We start from the raw sequence: 16,766 nt of genomic DNA on the forward strand, positions 1-16,766 counted from the left end.
CCTTCACTTGAATCTCTTTGAAGCCTCCAGCAGTTCCTTCACTTTCATTCACAATTGAAGTTTTCCAACGTCTTCCTTCGACTGGAAATATCATCAAGGTGTTTGTTCAACTCCAATTCGTAGAGTTTGGTTCGCAGCATTTCCATGGCCAATTCGCGGTTTGCCAACTGCGAACGTTCCACCTGACAAACAACCACAATACCACTTGGCCTGTGTGTCAATTGAACTTTCGTTTCAACCTTATTTACGTTCTGTCCTCCAGCACCACCAGACCTCGATGTGTGGAAATCTACATCTGCCGGATTTATCTGAACGTCCACTTCTTCCGCCTCAGGCATCACCGCTACTGTGGCAGCCGAAGTGTGAACTCTTCCCTGAGATTCTGTTTGAGGAACGCGCTGCACTCGATGAACTCCAGATTCATACTTCATAATGCCATAAACCCCATCACCTTCAACCTTCACTTGAATCTCTTTGAAGCCTCCAGCAGTTCCTTCACTTTCATTCACAATTGAAGTTTTCCAACGTCTTCCTTCAATGTACTTCATGTACATTCTGTAGAGGTCGCCTGCAAAAATGCTTGCCTCATCACCACCAGTTCCTGCTCGAATCTCCAGAACGACATTCTTGGCATCTTCTGGATCGGCCGGCAACATCAATACACGTAGCTCTTCTTCAAGTTGCTCCTTTCTCGATTCAAGTTCGTTTACTTCGGCCCTAGCCATTTCCACGAAATCTGGATCTTTTTCTGTCTCCAGGATCGACTTTCCACTCGCAATGTTGTCAACCACATTTTCGTACTCCTTGGCTGCTTTCACCACAGGTTCAAGTCCTCGATAATCACGATTGATCTTTACGAATCGGGTCATGTCACCAACTACGGCTGGGTCTCCCAATTGTCCTTCTAGATCGGAGAACCGTCTTTGAATATCGCGCAGCTTATCTATAAGTTCCATTGCTCAACTATATACGAACTCACCAAATTCTGAACGAATCGTAAGCTTCTTTTCTCCTTCTTCCACTCTACCAACTATTTGCGCGTCAACATTAAAACTCTTAGAAATGGCAATGATATCAACTGCTATTTCCATCGGAACATATAACTCCATTCTATGCCCCATATTAAAGACCTTGTACATTTCTGCCCACGAAGTATTCGATTCCTCCTGAATGATTCTGAACAACGGAGGAACAGGAAGTAGATTATCCTTAATTACATGACCACCATTGATGAAGTGCAACACCTTTGTTTGTGCTCCTCCAGAGCAATGAACCATTCCATGAATCTGAGAACGATATGCATCGAGGATTTTCTTTATAATCGGAGCGTAGGTTCTTGTTGGAGATAAAACCAACTTTCCAGCATCCAAAGGAACTCCTTCCACAGCATCCGTCAGCTGGTAGTTGCCCTGATAGACCAACCCTGAATCCAAAGCTCCATCAAAACTTTCGGGATATTTTAAACTCAAATCGTTTGAAAAAACATCATGACGAGCAGCCGTTAGACCATTGCTGCCCATTCCACCATTATATTCCGTTTCGTATGTTGCTTGACCGTACGAAGCCAAACCGACAATAACATCTCCTGCCTGAATATTCGCGTTATCAATTACCTCAGAACGTTTCATTCTGCAAGTGACAGTCGAATCGACAATAAGCGTTCTCACAAGATCGCCAACATCAGCTGTTTCACCTCCTGTAGAATGAATCTGAACGCCATTATCGCGAAGCATCTGCAATACCTCTTCCGTACCAGTAATAAGCGCAGAAAGTACTTCACTGGGAATGAGAAATTTATTTCTTCCGATAGTTGAGGAAAGAAGGATATTATCGACTGCCCCCACGCAAAGCAGGTCGTCCGTATTCATCACAATTGCGTCCTGAGCAATTCCCTTCCAAACCGAAAGATCTCCAGTTTCTTTCCAATACATATATGCCAATGAGCTTTTGGTGCCAGCACCATCAGCATGCATGATCACACAATGCTCATCTGAATTGGAAAGTGTGTCTGGAACAATCTTGCAAAACGCTTTCGGAAACAATCCCTTGTCAACGTTTTTAATGGCTTTGTGAACATCTTCCTTATCGGCAGAAACTCCCCGTTGCTTATATCTCTCTCCAGCACTCATGAATTGTTTTTAACAAAAAAGCATTCCGACCTTCGGAATGCTTCTCTGACTAATTTATGTTGGTTGACTAGTTTCCTGTCGGAACGTAATCGTTTCTAAGAACTTTAAATTCAGTTCTACGATTCAACTGGTGTGCTTCTTCTTTCAACTCTTCTGTTGCCAACTTAGCAATGAAGGCATCGTTGATCACACTTCCTTTAGCGAATTCACCTACCTGCACCTCAAGTACTTTCGGAGTGGTTTCTCCATAACCTTTGGCTACCAATCTTGCTTCAGCAATGTCGTTTTCAATCAAGTAATCAACAACAGATTGAGCACGTTTCTGTGAAAGAGACAGGTTGTAGCTATCAGATGCTCGTGTATCCGTGTGTGATCCAAGCTCGATAACGATTGTTGGGTTATCGTTCAACGTTTCAATCAGACCATCCAATGAAACCTTAGACTCTGGACGAAGATCCCATTTTCCAAGATCGTAGAAAATGTTTGGAAGATCGATAACCTTGTTGATTGGATCCAATTCGAAGTCATGAATCAAATCTTTGTCCTCTTCGAAACCTACAGTTGTAGTCTTACCTGTTTTATTCAAGTAAGCATCTTTCTTACCAGCAGTGATAACATATGAAGTTGCAGGAGCAAGATCAAACGTATATCTACCATTGGCATCAGTAGTTGTTTCAAGGGATGAACCATCTGTTCCAACAATTGAAACAGTCGCACCACCTACAGGCTTCTTGCTCTTGAAATCAGAAACCGTTCCGCTAAGTGTAAACTTAAGTGCTGGAAGAAGGAACGAATAGATATCATCGCTTCCTTTTCCATCTTCACGGTTTGAAGTAAAAAACCCTTTCTCTTGTTCTTTCTCGAAAATGATTGCAAAATCATCACCAGATGAATTGATCGGTGACCTCATGTTGGTGATATTTCCCCAAGTTTCTCCTTGAGCCTCAGCCATGAAGATGTCCAATCCTCCCATTCCAACATGACCGTTAGAAGCGAAATACAATGTTCCATCGTTATGAATAAATGGATACATCTCGTCTCCAGGAGTATTAACTGCTTCAACATTTACAGGCTTTCCCCAACGTTTCTTCTCATCATCAAATTTAGATTTCCAAAGATCTCTTCCACCTTTTCCACCATCGGCATCGGAAGCAAAAACCAAGGTCTTACCATCAGCAGAAAGCGCAGGGTGTCCTACTGTTACTTGCGTGCTATCATCACCTTCGGCAATTTGGAAAAATGGAAGCAATTCTGGCTCTGACCAGCTATCACCAGTCTTATTAGACGTGTAAAGTTCACAACCCATTAAAACCTTCTTCTTAACACCACAACGAGTGAAAATCATCTGGTTGAAATCGTTATTCATTACTGCAGCACCTTCATTATATATACTATTGATAGTTGCTGGAAGCGGTTTTGGCTTGCTCCATTTTCCTTTATTATCAATGGTTGCAGTGAAGATGTCAGTGAATCCTTGACCGGTCCATCCGTCAACTTCATTTCCTGAAGCATTGTCTCTTGACGAAGTGAAGTAAATCTCTTTGTGATTCTTAGATGCGTAAGATGGGGAGAAATCCATCTGTTTCCCGTTCAATTGAACTTCATTCTCAACTACATAACGTGATGGATTATCAATCCATTTTTGAGCCAGTGCGCAAGCTTCAGCACCTGTTTTACCACGTGGGTCGCTTGGAGCAAGTTCAGCGTATTTCTCATATTGCTCAATAGCCTCATCGAATTTACCATTCGCTTTCAGTGCATCGGCATAATAAAGCTGAGCTTTGTTCTCAGGATACTTGATGGTAATCGCTTTACGATACCAAGTTTCTGCCTGCTTCGTATCGTTCACAAAACGATAGCATTCAGCTGTTTTAAAAATGATATCTGCCTTATTTGCCTTATCCTTTTCTTTAGAATAGGCTTTTTTCAGAAGAGTGATTGCCTTGTAATATTCTTGCGATTCAAACGCAAGATTCGCTACTTCAAGGTGATCGGTTTGCGCATTTACATTGATTGAAAGCAATCCTGCAATTACAGCTACTACTAAGAACTTGGTTATTCTCATGGTCTTTATGCTTGTTTTAACACAGCCGCTAAAATAAAGAAATATTTGATTAGGCAAGTTGAACCGAAACGCTGTTAGAGGTCGGGCTGATTACGACCTCAAACCACGTTAACCAGCTGAATTACAACTATTTAATTTATCATCTATTAAACAGAAGCTCACGATATTTTGGCAATGGCCAATACTCATCAGACACTACCAACTCCAATTTATCCACTTCTCTCCTGATCTTCTCGAAATATGGCAAGACCTTAGAGCAGTAATCGCCTGCCTGTTTTCTGGCACTTTCGTGTTTGTTTGCAGATTTGCGCGCTTCGGTCATTTCTTCCACCAATTTATTGATCAAGTTCATGCGCTCAGAAATTTCGCGAATGATTCTCATCGGCTCACTTGCCAATGTTTCAAACTCTTCAGCATTCAAAACCTGTTTCAATCCAGTTACGTTGGTTATCAATATGCTTTGATACTGAACGGCTGTTGGCACCACGTGATTGGTAGCCAAATCACCCATCACCCTTGACTCAATCTGAATTTTCTTGGTGTAGCGTTCAAGATCGATCTCATATCGCGCATCCAATTCTCTTTCACTCAAAATCTCGTTCTTCTCAAAAAGTGCTCTGGATTTTTTTGTCAAGATAAGATCAAGCGAATCTGGAGTTGTCTTAATGTTTGACAAGCCTCGCTTCTTAGCTTCCTTCACCCATTCATCTCCATATCCATTTCCTTCAAAACGAATGTTTTTTGATTCGATGATGTACTTACGCAACACTTGAAAAATGGCCTCGTCCTTTTTCATGTCCTTCGAGACCAACGCTTGAACTTCCGTGTGAAATTTCACTAACTGATCGGCAACAATCGTATTAAGAACCATCATGGCAGAAGAACAGTTTGCTGAAGAACCAACTGCCCTGAGTTCGAACTTGTTTCCAGTGAAGGCAAATGGTGAAGTCCTATTTCTATCCGTATTATCCAGTAGAATTTCAGGAATCTTAATCACGCTAAGTTTCAATTCTGTCTTTTCATCCGGAGACATTTTCTCTCCTTGTTTGATCCAAGCTTCGATATCATCCAAAATCTGAGTCAGAAACGAACCAATGAAAACGGACATGATAGCTGGAGGTGCCTCATTTGCTCCCAATCGGTGATCGTTACTCGCACTTGCTATGCTTGCGCGAAGTAAATCGGCATGCTCGTGCACCGCTTTGATGGTAGTAATGAAGAATGTCAGGAACTGAATGTTCTTTTTTGGAGTTTTTCCGGGACTCAAAAGATTCTTACCTGTATCTGTGGCAAGCGCCCAATTGTTGTGTTTTCCAGAACCGTTGATTCCCGCAAACGGCTTTTCGTGAAATAGCACTCGAAAATCATGTCTTAGTGCAACTTTCTCCATCACGTCCATCAACAATTGATTGTGATCTACTGCTAAACTAACTTCCTCGTAAACCGGTGCACATTCAAATTGTCCTGGGCCAACTTCATTATGACGTGTTTTAACCGGAATACCCAGCTTCAAAGCTTCAGTTTCAAAATCGCGCATGTAGGCGGTAACCCGGTCATTAATGGAACCGAAATAATGATCATCCAACTGCTGGTCTTTGGCAGATGAATGGCCAAAAAGTGTTCGTCCCGTTAAGGCAAGATCAGGCCGTGCGTTATATAAGGCGCGATCAACCAGGAAATATTCCTGTTCGCAACCGAGTGTGCAAATAACGCGCGAAACATTACGATCAAAATATTCCTGAACCACAGTGGTTGCAGCCTTATCTAGAAAATGAACCGAGCGCAGCAATGGCGCTTTATGATCGAGCGATTCGCCAGTGTAGGCAACAAAAACCGTTGGTATACAAAGTGTTCTTCCGATAACGAAAGCAGGCGAGGAAGGATCCCACGCAGTGTAACCTCTTGCTTCAAACGTATTTCTGATTCCACCATTCGGAAAGCTGGATGCATCCGGCTCTTGCTGAACAAGTCGATCACCACCAAATGATTCCATGGAGAATCCATCAGCCAAAGGCTCGAAAAAAGCATCGTGCTTTTCAGCTGTTGAACCAGTTAACGGCTGAAACCAATGCGTATAATGTGTAGCGCCTTTTCCAAGAGCCCACGATTTCATTGAAGCTGCTACTTGCTCGGCAGTTCCTCTATCAATCTGACCTCCTTTATCCACACATGTTCTTAGTGTAGTGTAAACTTCTGCTGGAAGATGCTCGCGCATTTCCTTCCAAGAAAATACGCTGGAAGCGAAATAACTTGAAACTCTCTCTGCTGGTAATTTTACATCAACAGGTTTTCGTCTGTTCACTTCCTGCAATGCTTGAAATCGTTGTGTTGCCATATTTTCTAAGCCAAAAAAGGCTCGGATAGAACCGAGCCTTCGTTAATATTTAAATCTAAATAGTCTACACGGTTACTATTTTAGCTTCCGCAGTCTTCACTGTTTTGATAATTCTCGCTGCCACTTTGTATGGGTTAGCATTAGAAGCAGGTCTTCTATCTTCCAAGTAACCTTTCCAACCCTTTTGAACAGCCATTAAAGGTATTCTAATGGAAGCTCCTCTATCTGAAACCCCGTAAGAGAAATCATGAATTGAGGCTGTTTCGTGTTTACCTGTCAGACGCTGGTCGTTGTATGCCCCATAAACTTCTATGTGTTCTGCAGTAACTGGCCTGAAAGCTTCACAAATCGATTCAAAAACCTCTTTAGAACCACAGGTTCTTAGCGTTGAATTAGAGAAATTGGCATGCATACCTGACCCATTCCAATCTCCTTTAATTGGTTTTGGATGGTATTCAATATAGTAACCATAGCTCTCAGTAAGTCTGTCGAGCAAATATCTGGCAATCCAAATCTCATCTCCTGCTCGTTTTGCTCCTTTTGCGAACAATTGAAACTCCCATTGTCCAGATGCAACTTCCTGATTGATTCCTTCAAAATTCAACCCAGCTGCAATACAAAGATCTGCATGCTCCTCTACAAGATCTCTACCTTTTGTATGTCTTCCACCTACGGAACAATAGTACATTCCTTGCGGGCCAGGGAAACCTCCACGTGGAAAACCCAGTGGCAATTCTGTTTCGGCATCCATAATGAAGTATTCTTGCTCGAAACCGAACCAGAAATCATTGTCCTCATCTTCAATTGTTGCTCTTGCATTTGAAACGTGTGGCGTGCCATCAGCATTCATTACTTCACTCATCACCAACCAACCGTTATCTCGAGCTGGATCCGGATAAATAGCAACAGGAACCAACAGACAATCGGAAGAACCGCCTAACGCTTGTTGAGTTGAAGAACCATCAAATGACCAATTTCCAATTTCATCTAATGTTCCTTGAAAATCTTCGTGCTCCTCCACCTTGGTTTTGGATCTCATGTTCTGAGTTGGCTCGTAGCCATCAAGCCAAATGTATTCCAGTTTTACCTTCATAATGAGTTAAATAGTTGGGTTTTGTGATTTTGTTCGGCAAATGTACTACTGCGAGTAGACCCTGCGAAAAATAATTATCAACTTTCCGTCAACATCCCCATTAAAATTGGGGTCACCTGAAAAATAAAAGTGGAATACATGAATGCAGCATTAAAAAAGGCCCTGTTGAGGGCCTTTTCTTTAAGATTATTCTGATTTGGATTCTTGCTGAGGCTCTGCCTTGAGCTCTTCCCTCGGCTTAGCTTCCGGTTCTACAGTGGGCTTCGGAATTGTTTTCTTTGGAGCTTCCCTCATGCTGTCTTCAATTTCCCGTTGAACTCCACTCGTTGCATCTTTGAACTCTCGAATTCCACGACCAAGCCCTCGAGCTAATTCTGGAATCTTGTTTGATCCAAAAAACAAGAGTACCACTAGCAGAACCACAATGATCTCACCTCCACCCAAATTCAAAAACAACAGCGTCTGATTCATGGCACAAAATTAAAAAGGCTCCGATGATCGGAGCCTTTTAATTATTTTTTCTTTTTATCAACCACGGGTTCTTCTTTAATGAACTCCAGTAGTACTGGTGTTGCAATGAAGATGGATGAGTAGGTTCCTACAACAACACCGGCCAACAATGCAAAGGAGAATCCTTTGATGGTTTCGCCTCCGGCCAAGAACAACACCAACAGTACGATGAACGTGGTAAGTGCCGTGATAATGGTTCGGCTCAACGTAGTATTCAAAGCATTATTGACAATCGTGGATAGGCTGAATTTTCTTGCTTGATGTTCGTTTTGGAACTCACGAATACGGTCAAACACGACCACTGTATCGTTGATCGAGTAACCAACAACGGTAAGGATAGCAGCAATAAATGCTTGATCGATCTCCATACTGAAAGGCAAGAAACCATATCCGAGGGAGAACAAGGACAGAACAAACAACACATCATGCGCCAATGCGATGACTGCACCCAAACTATACTGCCATTTCTTGAACCTTAGAAGGATATACAAGAAGATGGCGATCAACGAGAAAACGATAGAAAGCAATGCAGAACGTTTGATATCTGTTGCAATGGTCGGTCCAACCTTTTGTGAACTCAAAATCTCACTTGGATTATTTGATATCTGAGACAGGCCTTCAACCAATTTAGCCTGAACTTCATCATCAACTGTTTCACCATCGTCATCAATTCTGTAGGCAGTGATAACCTTCACTCGGTTATCAGCACCAAAGGTTTTCACCATTGGAGCAATGCCATCAAATGCACCTTGCAAAGCTTGGCTTAGGTCTTCCGTATTCACATCGTCTTGAAACTCGACCATGTATGAACGACCTCCCAAGAAATCAACTCCGTAGTTGAATCCTCGAACACCCATTGATACAACACCGGCTGCAATCACAATACCTGAAAACAAATAAGCCATCTTACGTTTTCCTGCAAAATCAACATTGGCGTTTTTGAAAGCGCCTTGGGTCATCTTGGTTGAGAAGGTAATGTCCTTCTTAGCATCCAATCTTCCTTCAAAAATCAAACGTGTGATGAAGATTGAGGCAAAAAGTGAACAGAAGATACCGATGATCAACGTGGTTGCAAAACCTTGAATCGGTCCGCTTCCGAAAACATACAGGATGATACCAGTAAGCAACGAAGTAACGTTAGCATCGATAATAGCCGAATAGGCAGCATTGTAACCTTGGGTCACAGCTAATCGAACACCCGTTCCTTTCTCAAGTTCTTCTCTGATACGTTCAAAGATCAATACGTTGGAGTCAATAGAAATACCGATGGTAAGTACGATACCCGCAATACCAGGAAGTGTAAGCACCGCTCCCATGGAAGCAAGCACTCCGAACACGAAGAACACGTTGGCCAAAAGTGCCAAGTTGGCTGCCCAACCTGCTGAACCGTAATAAATGACCATGAAAACAAGTACGAGAACGATTGCTCCAACAAACGAAATAACACCGCTGTTGATAGACTCACTACCCAATGTTGGTCCAACGACTGCTTCTTCCACAATTCTAGCAGGAGCAGGAAGTTTACCCGCTTTAAGAACTGTTGCTAAATCTTCTGCTTCATTAATGGTGAAGTTTCCAGTGATAGAAGAACGACCTCCGCCAATTTCTCCTTGCACCGTTGGGAATGAATACACATAATCATCAAGAACGATGGCAATTGATTTGCCGATGTTCTCTCCTGTCAATCGTTTCCAAGCATTTGCTCCATCTGGAGTCATAAGCATGGTTACTTCTGGAGAAGCACCAAACTCACCGAAATCTTTGTTTGCATCTGCAATCGCGCCACCATCCAAAGGAGCTTCGCCATCACGGCTAGTTACTTTAATAGCAACCAACTGATGAACTTGAGCAGGATTTTTTGGGTCAATTGGTTTAACTGTCCAGTAGAATTTCAGGTCACGTGGGAAGATTGATTTCACACGGTCCATTGCCAAATAGGCATTCACTTTTGCCGTATCCTTAATAGAAGCGTATCCTACTACTGGACCTCGGTACAATCCATCTTGCGAAGCAGCAGGAGAAAGCACTGCAAACAGTGGATTGTTCTTTTGAAGATCTTCAATGGACTCATCACCAGCTGCTTTATCTGTAGAATCAGAACCGAATAGTTCTGTCAGCGATTTTGTAGTGTCTTTAGCAGCCTCTTCAGTCGCTTCACCTTCTGCAGCAACTTCAGACTTAGTGGTATCAACCACTTCTTCTCCTGCTTGCAAATCGCGCAGCATCTTATTCGCTTCAGCCAAATAACCGTAAACGTCTTGGTTCTCGTATGTTTCCCAGAACTCCAACTGAGCTGTTCCTTGCAACAGTTTTCTCACACGGTCTGGTTCCTTCACACCTGGCAATTCAACCAGAATCCGGTCGCTACCTTCCAATCGCTGTATGTTCGGTTGCGTTACACCGAACTTATCGATACGAGTTCTTAGAACCTCAAAAGCTTGCTCAATAGCAGCTTCTTTTTCTGTTCTTATCACCTCCAACACCTCAGCATTGCTGGCATCTCCACTTATCTTGTCCTTAAGTGTATAACCAAAAATGGCAGGAGAAGCCAAACGCGCATTTGGATCAAGAGCATCAAACTCCTGTCCGAAAAGCGTCACGAAATCCAAGTTCGATGAAGCCAACTTTGCAGTTGCATTTGCAATAGCCTTGTTGAAGGTTGAATCAGGGCTGTTGTTAGACAACGATTTCACCATTTCCTGAAGTGAAATCTCCAACGTTACGTTCATACCGCCTTTAAGGTCAAGACCCAAATTCAGCTCACGTTCCTTACATTCCATGTAAGAATACTCCTTCACCAACATGTTGTACGTGAAATCCTCCAAGTACTTGTCTGCCTCTTTTTGGTCTGTCAAACCCAGTTCCTCATACTTGCTCTCGGCCATCCGAGTAACAACCGTAAATGAAAGCTGGTAAAGACATACCAGACCGAGTAAAATGGCGAAAACCTTTATAGCGCCTTTATTCTGCATTATATAATGTGTAAAATTTTACCTCTGATTTTAGAGCGTGCAAATATAGAAGAACCCCCTGTTAATACCAATATGCTTTTTCGCGGTAAAAAATCAGCTTGTTTGAACCTGAAAATGTAATGAAAAACCAATTTGATCAGGGCGTTTCCCTCGCCCAAAAAAGCGAGGGTCGGGCAGTACGCTGTATCTTTTTTGCCCAAAAACAAAAAAGGATGCCGCTTCCTTCCCTAACGCGGCCCGACTAGAAACTCCAGCCGATCGATCGAGCACCCTATCCAATCGGTAATTGAGTTTACAAAACACGCAACCATTTGCTCTTACATTTGTCTCTACAGCAAACCGTTCCTATCAAATGAGAATTTCGTTCCTATTCCTGCTTCTCTTTCTATCCCAAACCACTTTCGCGCAATTGTACTTCAACCGATACGATTCAGTACAGGTAACGGAAGAAAACGGTCCACTTTCATTTCCTTGGGCAGGCGGCATGAACCACGCACAATTCTCCAACATGGATTTTGATGCCGATGGCCGAAACGACCTCTTTGTATTCGACAAAAGCGGAGATAAGATCATTTGCTTGAGAACCAACGAATCCAACGAACTGGAACTTGCTCCGAAATACCGCCACATGTTTGTAGATCAGCACACGCCTGATCAGGATAGATTACACGATTGGGTCATTCTCAGAGATTTCAATGCCGATGGAAAAACAGACATTTTTGCCTATTCTAACGGTGGCATGGCCGTTTATCGCAATGATGGAAATCCGGATACGCTCATTTTCACACTCATTACTAAAAAGCTACTTTCTCAGTATGGCAACGGATTGATCAACATTTATGTGAGCCCAACAGACCTTCCGGCCATTATGGATGTGAATGGCGATTCGGACATGGATATTGTGACCTTCAGTCTGTTTGGAACCAGCGCAGAATATCATGAGAATCAATCGATGGAACTTTACGGAATTCCAGATAGCATGACGATGCAGCTAGCCACTTCCTGCTGGGGAAATTTTGAAGAAGACCCATCAACCGTAGCTGTCAACTTGAACGTCAGTTGCAAAGGAGTTACTACTCCAACCGAGGAAATGATCACTGAAGCATACGAAGGTGCTCGCCACTCTGGTTTCACCATGCTTGGCTTGGACATTGAGGGCGATGGTGATCAGGATCTGGCCTTGGCCAATCTCAGTTTCAATACCATGAATATCTTGATCAATGACGGAGACGCCAATTCTGCCAACATCGGCTCGCAAGACCTCACGTTCCCTGCTAACTTCAACAGCACGGTTCCCGTAGATATTTACACTTTTCCTGCAGCATTCTTGGCAGATGTGAATAACGATGGGAAAACTGACATAATTGGCTCGCCTTATCAAGAAAACAACGGACACGATTATCAAGGAAGCTATCTCTACACGAACAGCGCATCTTCTGGTTTTGACCTTACGTTCCAGAAAAACAATTTTCTTCAGGATGAAATGATTGAATTAGGAACAAGCGCTTATCCGGTGTTTTTCGATTACGATAACGATGGATTGAAAGACCTCCTGGTTGGAAACAAAGGATATTTCGTTAGCACTGGCACTTATTCATCTCAATTGGCTTACTACCGAAATACTGGAACGGCAACAGAACCTGCTTTTACACTACAAACTAGGAATGTGGCCAACATTTCGCAATTGGGATTGGGAAACGTTGCCCCGACATTCGGAGATATTGATGGAGATGGAGACGATGATATGATTATTGGCGATGCTGCTGGATTGATCCATTATTTCGAAAACAGCGCAGGCACTGGCAACCCATGCAGTTTTACGCTTACAACGCCTGGTTTTCAAGGAATCGACATCACTGGACAATTTGCTACTCCGTGTTTATATGATGTGGATGGGGACGAGCTTCTCGACCTTGTGATCGGAGAACGAAATGGTAACCTCAACATGTATTACAATGAAGGCACAGCAACCAACCCAAATTTTGTATTGAGCGAAGTAAAATGGGGCGGAGTGGATATGAAGCGGAATGGCCTTTCATTTGGATACAGCACGCCATTTCTATTTGAATATGATGGCACCTTGCAAATGCTGGTTGGATCGGAAAGTGGCGTAATTGACCTTTACGACCAGATCACCGAAGTCATTTCTGGGCCAGCAGAAGTTGAAGGAGAGATTGGCTCAGGAACGGCTGTCAGCACTTCCAATGAGACTACTCCATTCGGTTTCTCTACTGCCAGCGGAAGAAATCAGTATTTGATACGTGCAGACGAACTGACTGCGCAAGGTTTGGTTCAAGGAGTGATAGAAAAGTTGGCTCTTACCACCGCGAACGGACCAAGTGTGACGCACGCGCAATTCTACGTGAAAATGGGTCTTACGGATCTTGATGAACTGAACGGATTCGTTGACGGATTTTCGAGCGTGTATTTCGTTTCGAGCGGAACCGTGCCACAAGGAACCGTGGAATATTTGGCGCAAACTCCCATCATTTGGGATGGCACTTCCAACCTGATCATTGAATTCTGCTGGTTTCAGACCAACAGTGCTGGAACAGGATTTGATTTGAATGTAGAATATTCAACCACTTCATTCAACTCAAACGCATACAGCAGCGCAGGTAATTTTTCTGGTTGCGGAATCGTCTATCAAGGTTCAAATAACGAACGACCTAATTTTAAGATCACCATCAAGCCATCTTTCAATAAGATTGCAGAATTCCCAGTTTATGAAGGTGAGCGCAGTGCACCGTGCGTTGTAGACCTGAATGCTGACGCGCTACCAGAGGTCGTTATCGGAAACTTGGCCGGTGGATTGGCCTATTACAAAGGCGATACCGTTGGATTGACCATCAGTGGTATTGAAGAAGCCGATCGAATGCAGCGTTTTGATCTGAATCTTTATCCGAACCCGAACAATGGCAATTTCACTATTGAGCCGCACTTTGCGCTGGCCGGAACGGTTCAAATGAACGTGTATAATATGATGGGCGAAGTTGCCTGGACAGGAAAAAGTCAGAATCTAATCCGTGAAAGCATTGACCTTTCTCAACTGCAAAGCGGAATCTATCTGTTGGATATTCGCTCTGAAAGTAAAATGGCCACGAAGCGGTTCATCATTCAACGTTAATGGAAGCGAATGGGCCTATACTGCTGTTTGATGGCGTTTGCAATCTGTGTAGCGGTTCGGTTCAATTTGTTCTAAAAAGAAATAAGAAGGAAAACATCCGTTTTGCCTCGTTGCAATCGGAGTTCGGGAAGAAAACCCTGCAAGCTTCGCAACTTCCAGTCGGTTACACTTCAAGTCTTGTACTCCTTGAAAACGGCAAGACCTATGTGAAAAGTGACGCAGCTCTGCGCTTGTCAAAGCACATGAGCGGCATTTGGAAAGTCGGTTCGGTCTTCTTGGTTGTTCCGAAATTCATCCGAAACGCGGTTTACGATCTCATTGCCAAGTACCGCTACCGTTGGTTCGGAAAATTGGATGTCTGTTGGTTGCCTGAGCCGAGATGGCGCGAGAGGTTCTTGGATTGATCAGATCGTCAACCAAAGTTCCGCGCTACCGTAGCGGATGCTGGCTTCGTATTTCCTTAAAAAATCACCACCAAGCACCATGTCTATGGAATTCAGGCCAAGCTCGCGGTAGGAAGCGTTGATGTGTCCGAGGTCTAAGGAAACGATTTCAAAATCATCCAAAAGCAGGTCGCCAAGAATGAACTGCCTGATGCTGAATTTAAACCCCTCCATGCTGTCGGTTCCCAAACCTTTCGAAAGCTTCTCGGCTTTCTCAAACTCGGTCTGATCAGAAAAAAGGTGAATGCGATTCTTATCAAAAACCGTTTGAGAAGCTCCGGTATCAATCAGAATATTGGCCAAGTTTCCGTTTACAAAGCCGCTGATGGCGATGTGAACACCGGCCTTTTCAATCTCAATAAAACGGATGGGAATTGGGAACTCAATCATATAAACGGGGTGACCGAACTGTCGGCATCCAAAATTAGGATAAACAACTTGCTTAAGCCCCAGATTCCGAGACTTTAAATGCATCGACTGCATTTCTCACTCCAAATTGGATTGACGAAATCATTGAGCATAAAAAAAGGCACCCTTTCGGATGCCTTTTTCAGTAGTATGATAAGCTATTGATCAGGCAGTAGCTCCTTCAAGAAGGTCGTTTGTTGCTCTTACACCAGCAGCACTTTCTGCCATCAGCGCTTTCTCAGCATCATTCAATTCAATCTCAACGATTTTTTCGATACCGTTCTTTCCAAGAATGGCTGGAGCACCGATGCAAATGTCTGTCAGACCGTATTCGCCATCAAGCATTACAGAACAAGGGAACATTTTCTTTTGATCGCAAGCAATTGACTGAACCAATGAAGAAACAGCTGCTCCTGGTGCGTACCATGCGCTTGTTCCGAGCAATCGAGTAAGGGTTGCTCCGCCTACTTTGGTAGCCTCAGAAACCTCTGCCAATGCACTTTCTGAAAGGAACTGAGAAACCGGAACACCGTTTCTAACTGCCAAACGTGTCAAAGGAATCATACCTGTGTCGCTGTGTCCACCGATAACCATTCCGTCCACATCGCTAGATGGGCAAGCTAGGGCTTCGCTCAAACGATATTTGAATCGAGCGCTGTCCAATGCACCACCCATTCCGATGATCCGGTTCTTTGGAAGACCTGTTGCTTTGTGTGTCAAATAGGTCATTGTATCCATTGGGTTACTTACCACAATGATGATGACATCTGGAGAATACTTGATAAGGCTAGTGGCCACTGTTTTCACAATACCTGCATTGATGCCGATCAATTCTTCTCTGGTCATTCCTGGTTTACGTGGAATGCCGCTGGTGATAACAGCAACATCACTTCCTGCTGTTTTAGCATAATCGTTGGTAACGCCAGTGATCTTGGTGTCGAACCCGTTAAGGGTAGCGGTCTGCATGAGGTCCATTGCCTTTCCTTCGGCAAAACCTTCTTTGATGTCAACTAGAACAACTTCTGAAGCAAAATCTTTGATGGCGATGTATTCGGCACAACTTGCGCCTACTGCCCCTGCTCCTACTACTGTAACTTTCATGGTATGTGTTTTATACGTTATGGTTTTTCTGAAACGGTGGCAAATGTAGAAAAGAAGGCGAACGGCCAAAAGCAGACAGAGGTCAGTTTTACAGTTAGTTTATGAGGCCATGTTGATATTGGAGGGAGAAGCAGAAGAAGGAAATTGATGGTGGCGGTAAGGAAATCGAATCTTACATCGTGGAAATGACATCTTACAGTAAGGAAATCGAATCTTACATCGTGGCAATGGCATCTTACAGTAAGGAAATCGAATCTTACACCGTGGAAATGGCATCTTACAGTAAGGAAATCGAATCTTACATCGTGGAAATGGCATCTTCCAGTAAGGAAATCGAATCTTACATCGTGGAAATGACATCTTACAGTAAGGAAATCGAATCTTACAGTGGGGAAATGTTAACTGAGGAACCGGGGAAGGGAATTAGTGCTGACCTCACCCCCAGCCCCTCTCCTTGGGAGAGGGGTGACTAGGTAGTTAGCCATTAGGCTATATCTGATGACACGTAGGTTAAGAACTTTCCTGAACAAGGAAAAAAAGAAACCCGAGAAGAGAAGAACCGATGAAGGAATTTGAGCTAACC

At 43.4% G+C, this 16,766-nt stretch carries 12 protein-coding genes; 3 read left to right on the forward strand and 9 right to left on the reverse strand.

From position 1 onward, the window contains the following. Nucleotides 1–44 precede the first annotated feature (44 nt). From K9J17_18170 to secDF, 7 genes are all read right to left on the reverse strand, one after another. Nucleotides 45–956 carry a peptide chain release factor 1 gene (locus K9J17_18170; GenBank protein ID MCF8278658.1) on the reverse strand — a complete coding sequence of 304 codons (912 nt, stop codon included), beginning with the start codon at nucleotides 954–956 and terminating at the stop codon, nucleotides 45–47. 3 nt (nucleotides 957–959) lie between these two features. After that, nucleotides 960–2,129 carry a phosphoribosylformylglycinamidine cyclo-ligase gene (locus K9J17_18175; protein MCF8278659.1) on the reverse strand — a complete coding sequence of 390 codons (1,170 nt, stop codon included), beginning with the start codon at nucleotides 2,127–2,129 and terminating at the stop codon, nucleotides 960–962. 67 nt (nucleotides 2,130–2,196) lie between these two features. Continuing rightward, nucleotides 2,197–4,194 (reverse strand): OmpA family protein, encoded by a 1,998-nt coding sequence (locus K9J17_18180; GenBank protein MCF8278660.1) that lies wholly within the window; start codon nucleotides 4,192–4,194, stop codon nucleotides 2,197–2,199. 139 nt (nucleotides 4,195–4,333) lie between these two features. Next, the gene (locus K9J17_18185) at nucleotides 4,334–6,529 is read right to left on the reverse strand and encodes a glutamine synthetase III (protein ID MCF8278661.1); all 2,196 of its coding nucleotides are present in this window, start codon (nucleotides 6,527–6,529) and stop codon (nucleotides 4,334–4,336) included. A 64-nt stretch (nucleotides 6,530–6,593) separates the two neighbouring features. Beyond that, a complete protein-coding gene (locus K9J17_18190; protein MCF8278662.1) occupies nucleotides 6,594–7,625 on the reverse strand; it encodes a glutamine synthetase beta-grasp domain-containing protein in 1,032 nt (343 codons plus the stop codon). Between the two features lie 183 nt (nucleotides 7,626–7,808). After that, entirely contained in the window at nucleotides 7,809–8,081 is a 273-nt protein-coding gene (locus K9J17_18195) for a twin-arginine translocase TatA/TatE family subunit (GenBank protein ID MCF8278663.1), read from the reverse strand. A 53-nt stretch (nucleotides 8,082–8,134) separates the two neighbouring features. Next, nucleotides 8,135–11,104, reverse strand: a complete 2,970-nt coding sequence (gene secDF / locus K9J17_18200; protein MCF8278664.1) for a protein translocase subunit SecDF — start codon at nucleotides 11,102–11,104, stop codon at nucleotides 8,135–8,137. Nucleotides 11,105–11,456: 352 nt separating this feature from the next. Here secDF and K9J17_18205 point away from each other — a divergent pair, with 352 nt between their 5' ends. Further along, nucleotides 11,457–14,231, forward strand: coding sequence for a T9SS type A sorting domain-containing protein (locus K9J17_18205; GenBank protein ID MCF8278665.1), 2,775 nt, complete (start codon nucleotides 11,457–11,459; stop codon nucleotides 14,229–14,231). After that, nucleotides 14,231–14,635, forward strand: coding sequence for a DCC1-like thiol-disulfide oxidoreductase family protein (locus K9J17_18210; protein ID MCF8278666.1), 405 nt, complete (start codon nucleotides 14,231–14,233; stop codon nucleotides 14,633–14,635). Before K9J17_18205 ends, K9J17_18210 begins: the two co-directional genes overlap by 1 nt. On the opposite strand, the gene K9J17_18215 is transcribed toward K9J17_18210, so the two are convergent. Both K9J17_18215 and mdh read right to left on the reverse strand, forming a co-directional pair. After that, nucleotides 14,636–15,148, reverse strand: a complete 513-nt coding sequence (locus K9J17_18215; protein ID MCF8278667.1) for an aspartyl protease family protein — start codon at nucleotides 15,146–15,148, stop codon at nucleotides 14,636–14,638. It abuts the gene before it with no gap. A gap of 99 nt (nucleotides 15,149–15,247) precedes the next feature. Beyond that, nucleotides 15,248–16,183 carry a malate dehydrogenase gene (gene mdh / locus K9J17_18220; GenBank protein MCF8278668.1) on the reverse strand — a complete coding sequence of 312 codons (936 nt, stop codon included), beginning with the start codon at nucleotides 16,181–16,183 and terminating at the stop codon, nucleotides 15,248–15,250. A 185-nt stretch (nucleotides 16,184–16,368) separates the two neighbouring features. Here mdh and K9J17_18225 point away from each other — a divergent pair, with 185 nt between their 5' ends. Further along, on the forward strand, nucleotides 16,369–16,656 hold the full coding sequence (locus tag K9J17_18225; GenBank protein MCF8278669.1) for a hypothetical protein: 288 nt from the start codon (nucleotides 16,369–16,371) through the stop codon (nucleotides 16,654–16,656). Nucleotides 16,657–16,766: the final 110 nt, after the last annotated feature.

The organism is Flavobacteriales bacterium (genome assembly GCA_021739695.1).
Classification (GTDB): Bacteria; Bacteroidota; Bacteroidia; order UBA10329; family UBA10329; genus UBA10329.

Bases quoted from the DNA above. Each gene is read 5' to 3' on its own strand.
- K9J17_18215 (MCF8278667.1), bottom strand. From the start codon at position 15,148: ATGCATTTAAAGTCTCGGAATCTGGGGCTTAAGCAAGTTGTTTATCCT.
- K9J17_18170 (MCF8278658.1), bottom strand. From the start codon at position 956: ATGGAACTTATAGATAAGCTGCGCGATATTCAAAGACGGTTCTCCGAT.
- K9J17_18210 (MCF8278666.1), top strand. From the start codon at position 14,231: ATGGAAGCGAATGGGCCTATACTGCTGTTTGATGGCGTTTGCAATCTG.
- K9J17_18205 (MCF8278665.1), top strand. From the start codon at position 11,457: ATGAGAATTTCGTTCCTATTCCTGCTTCTCTTTCTATCCCAAACCACT.
- K9J17_18185 (MCF8278661.1), bottom strand. From the start codon at position 6,529: ATGGCAACACAACGATTTCAAGCATTGCAGGAAGTGAACAGACGAAAA.
- K9J17_18180 (MCF8278660.1), bottom strand. From the start codon at position 4,194: ATGAGAATAACCAAGTTCTTAGTAGTAGCTGTAATTGCAGGATTGCTT.
- K9J17_18225 (MCF8278669.1), top strand. From the start codon at position 16,369: ATGACATCTTACAGTAAGGAAATCGAATCTTACATCGTGGCAATGGCA.
- K9J17_18175 (MCF8278659.1), bottom strand. From the start codon at position 2,129: ATGAGTGCTGGAGAGAGATATAAGCAACGGGGAGTTTCTGCCGATAAG.
- mdh (MCF8278668.1), bottom strand. From the start codon at position 16,183: ATGAAAGTTACAGTAGTAGGAGCAGGGGCAGTAGGCGCAAGTTGTGCC.
- secDF (MCF8278664.1), bottom strand. From the start codon at position 11,104: ATGCAGAATAAAGGCGCTATAAAGGTTTTCGCCATTTTACTCGGTCTG.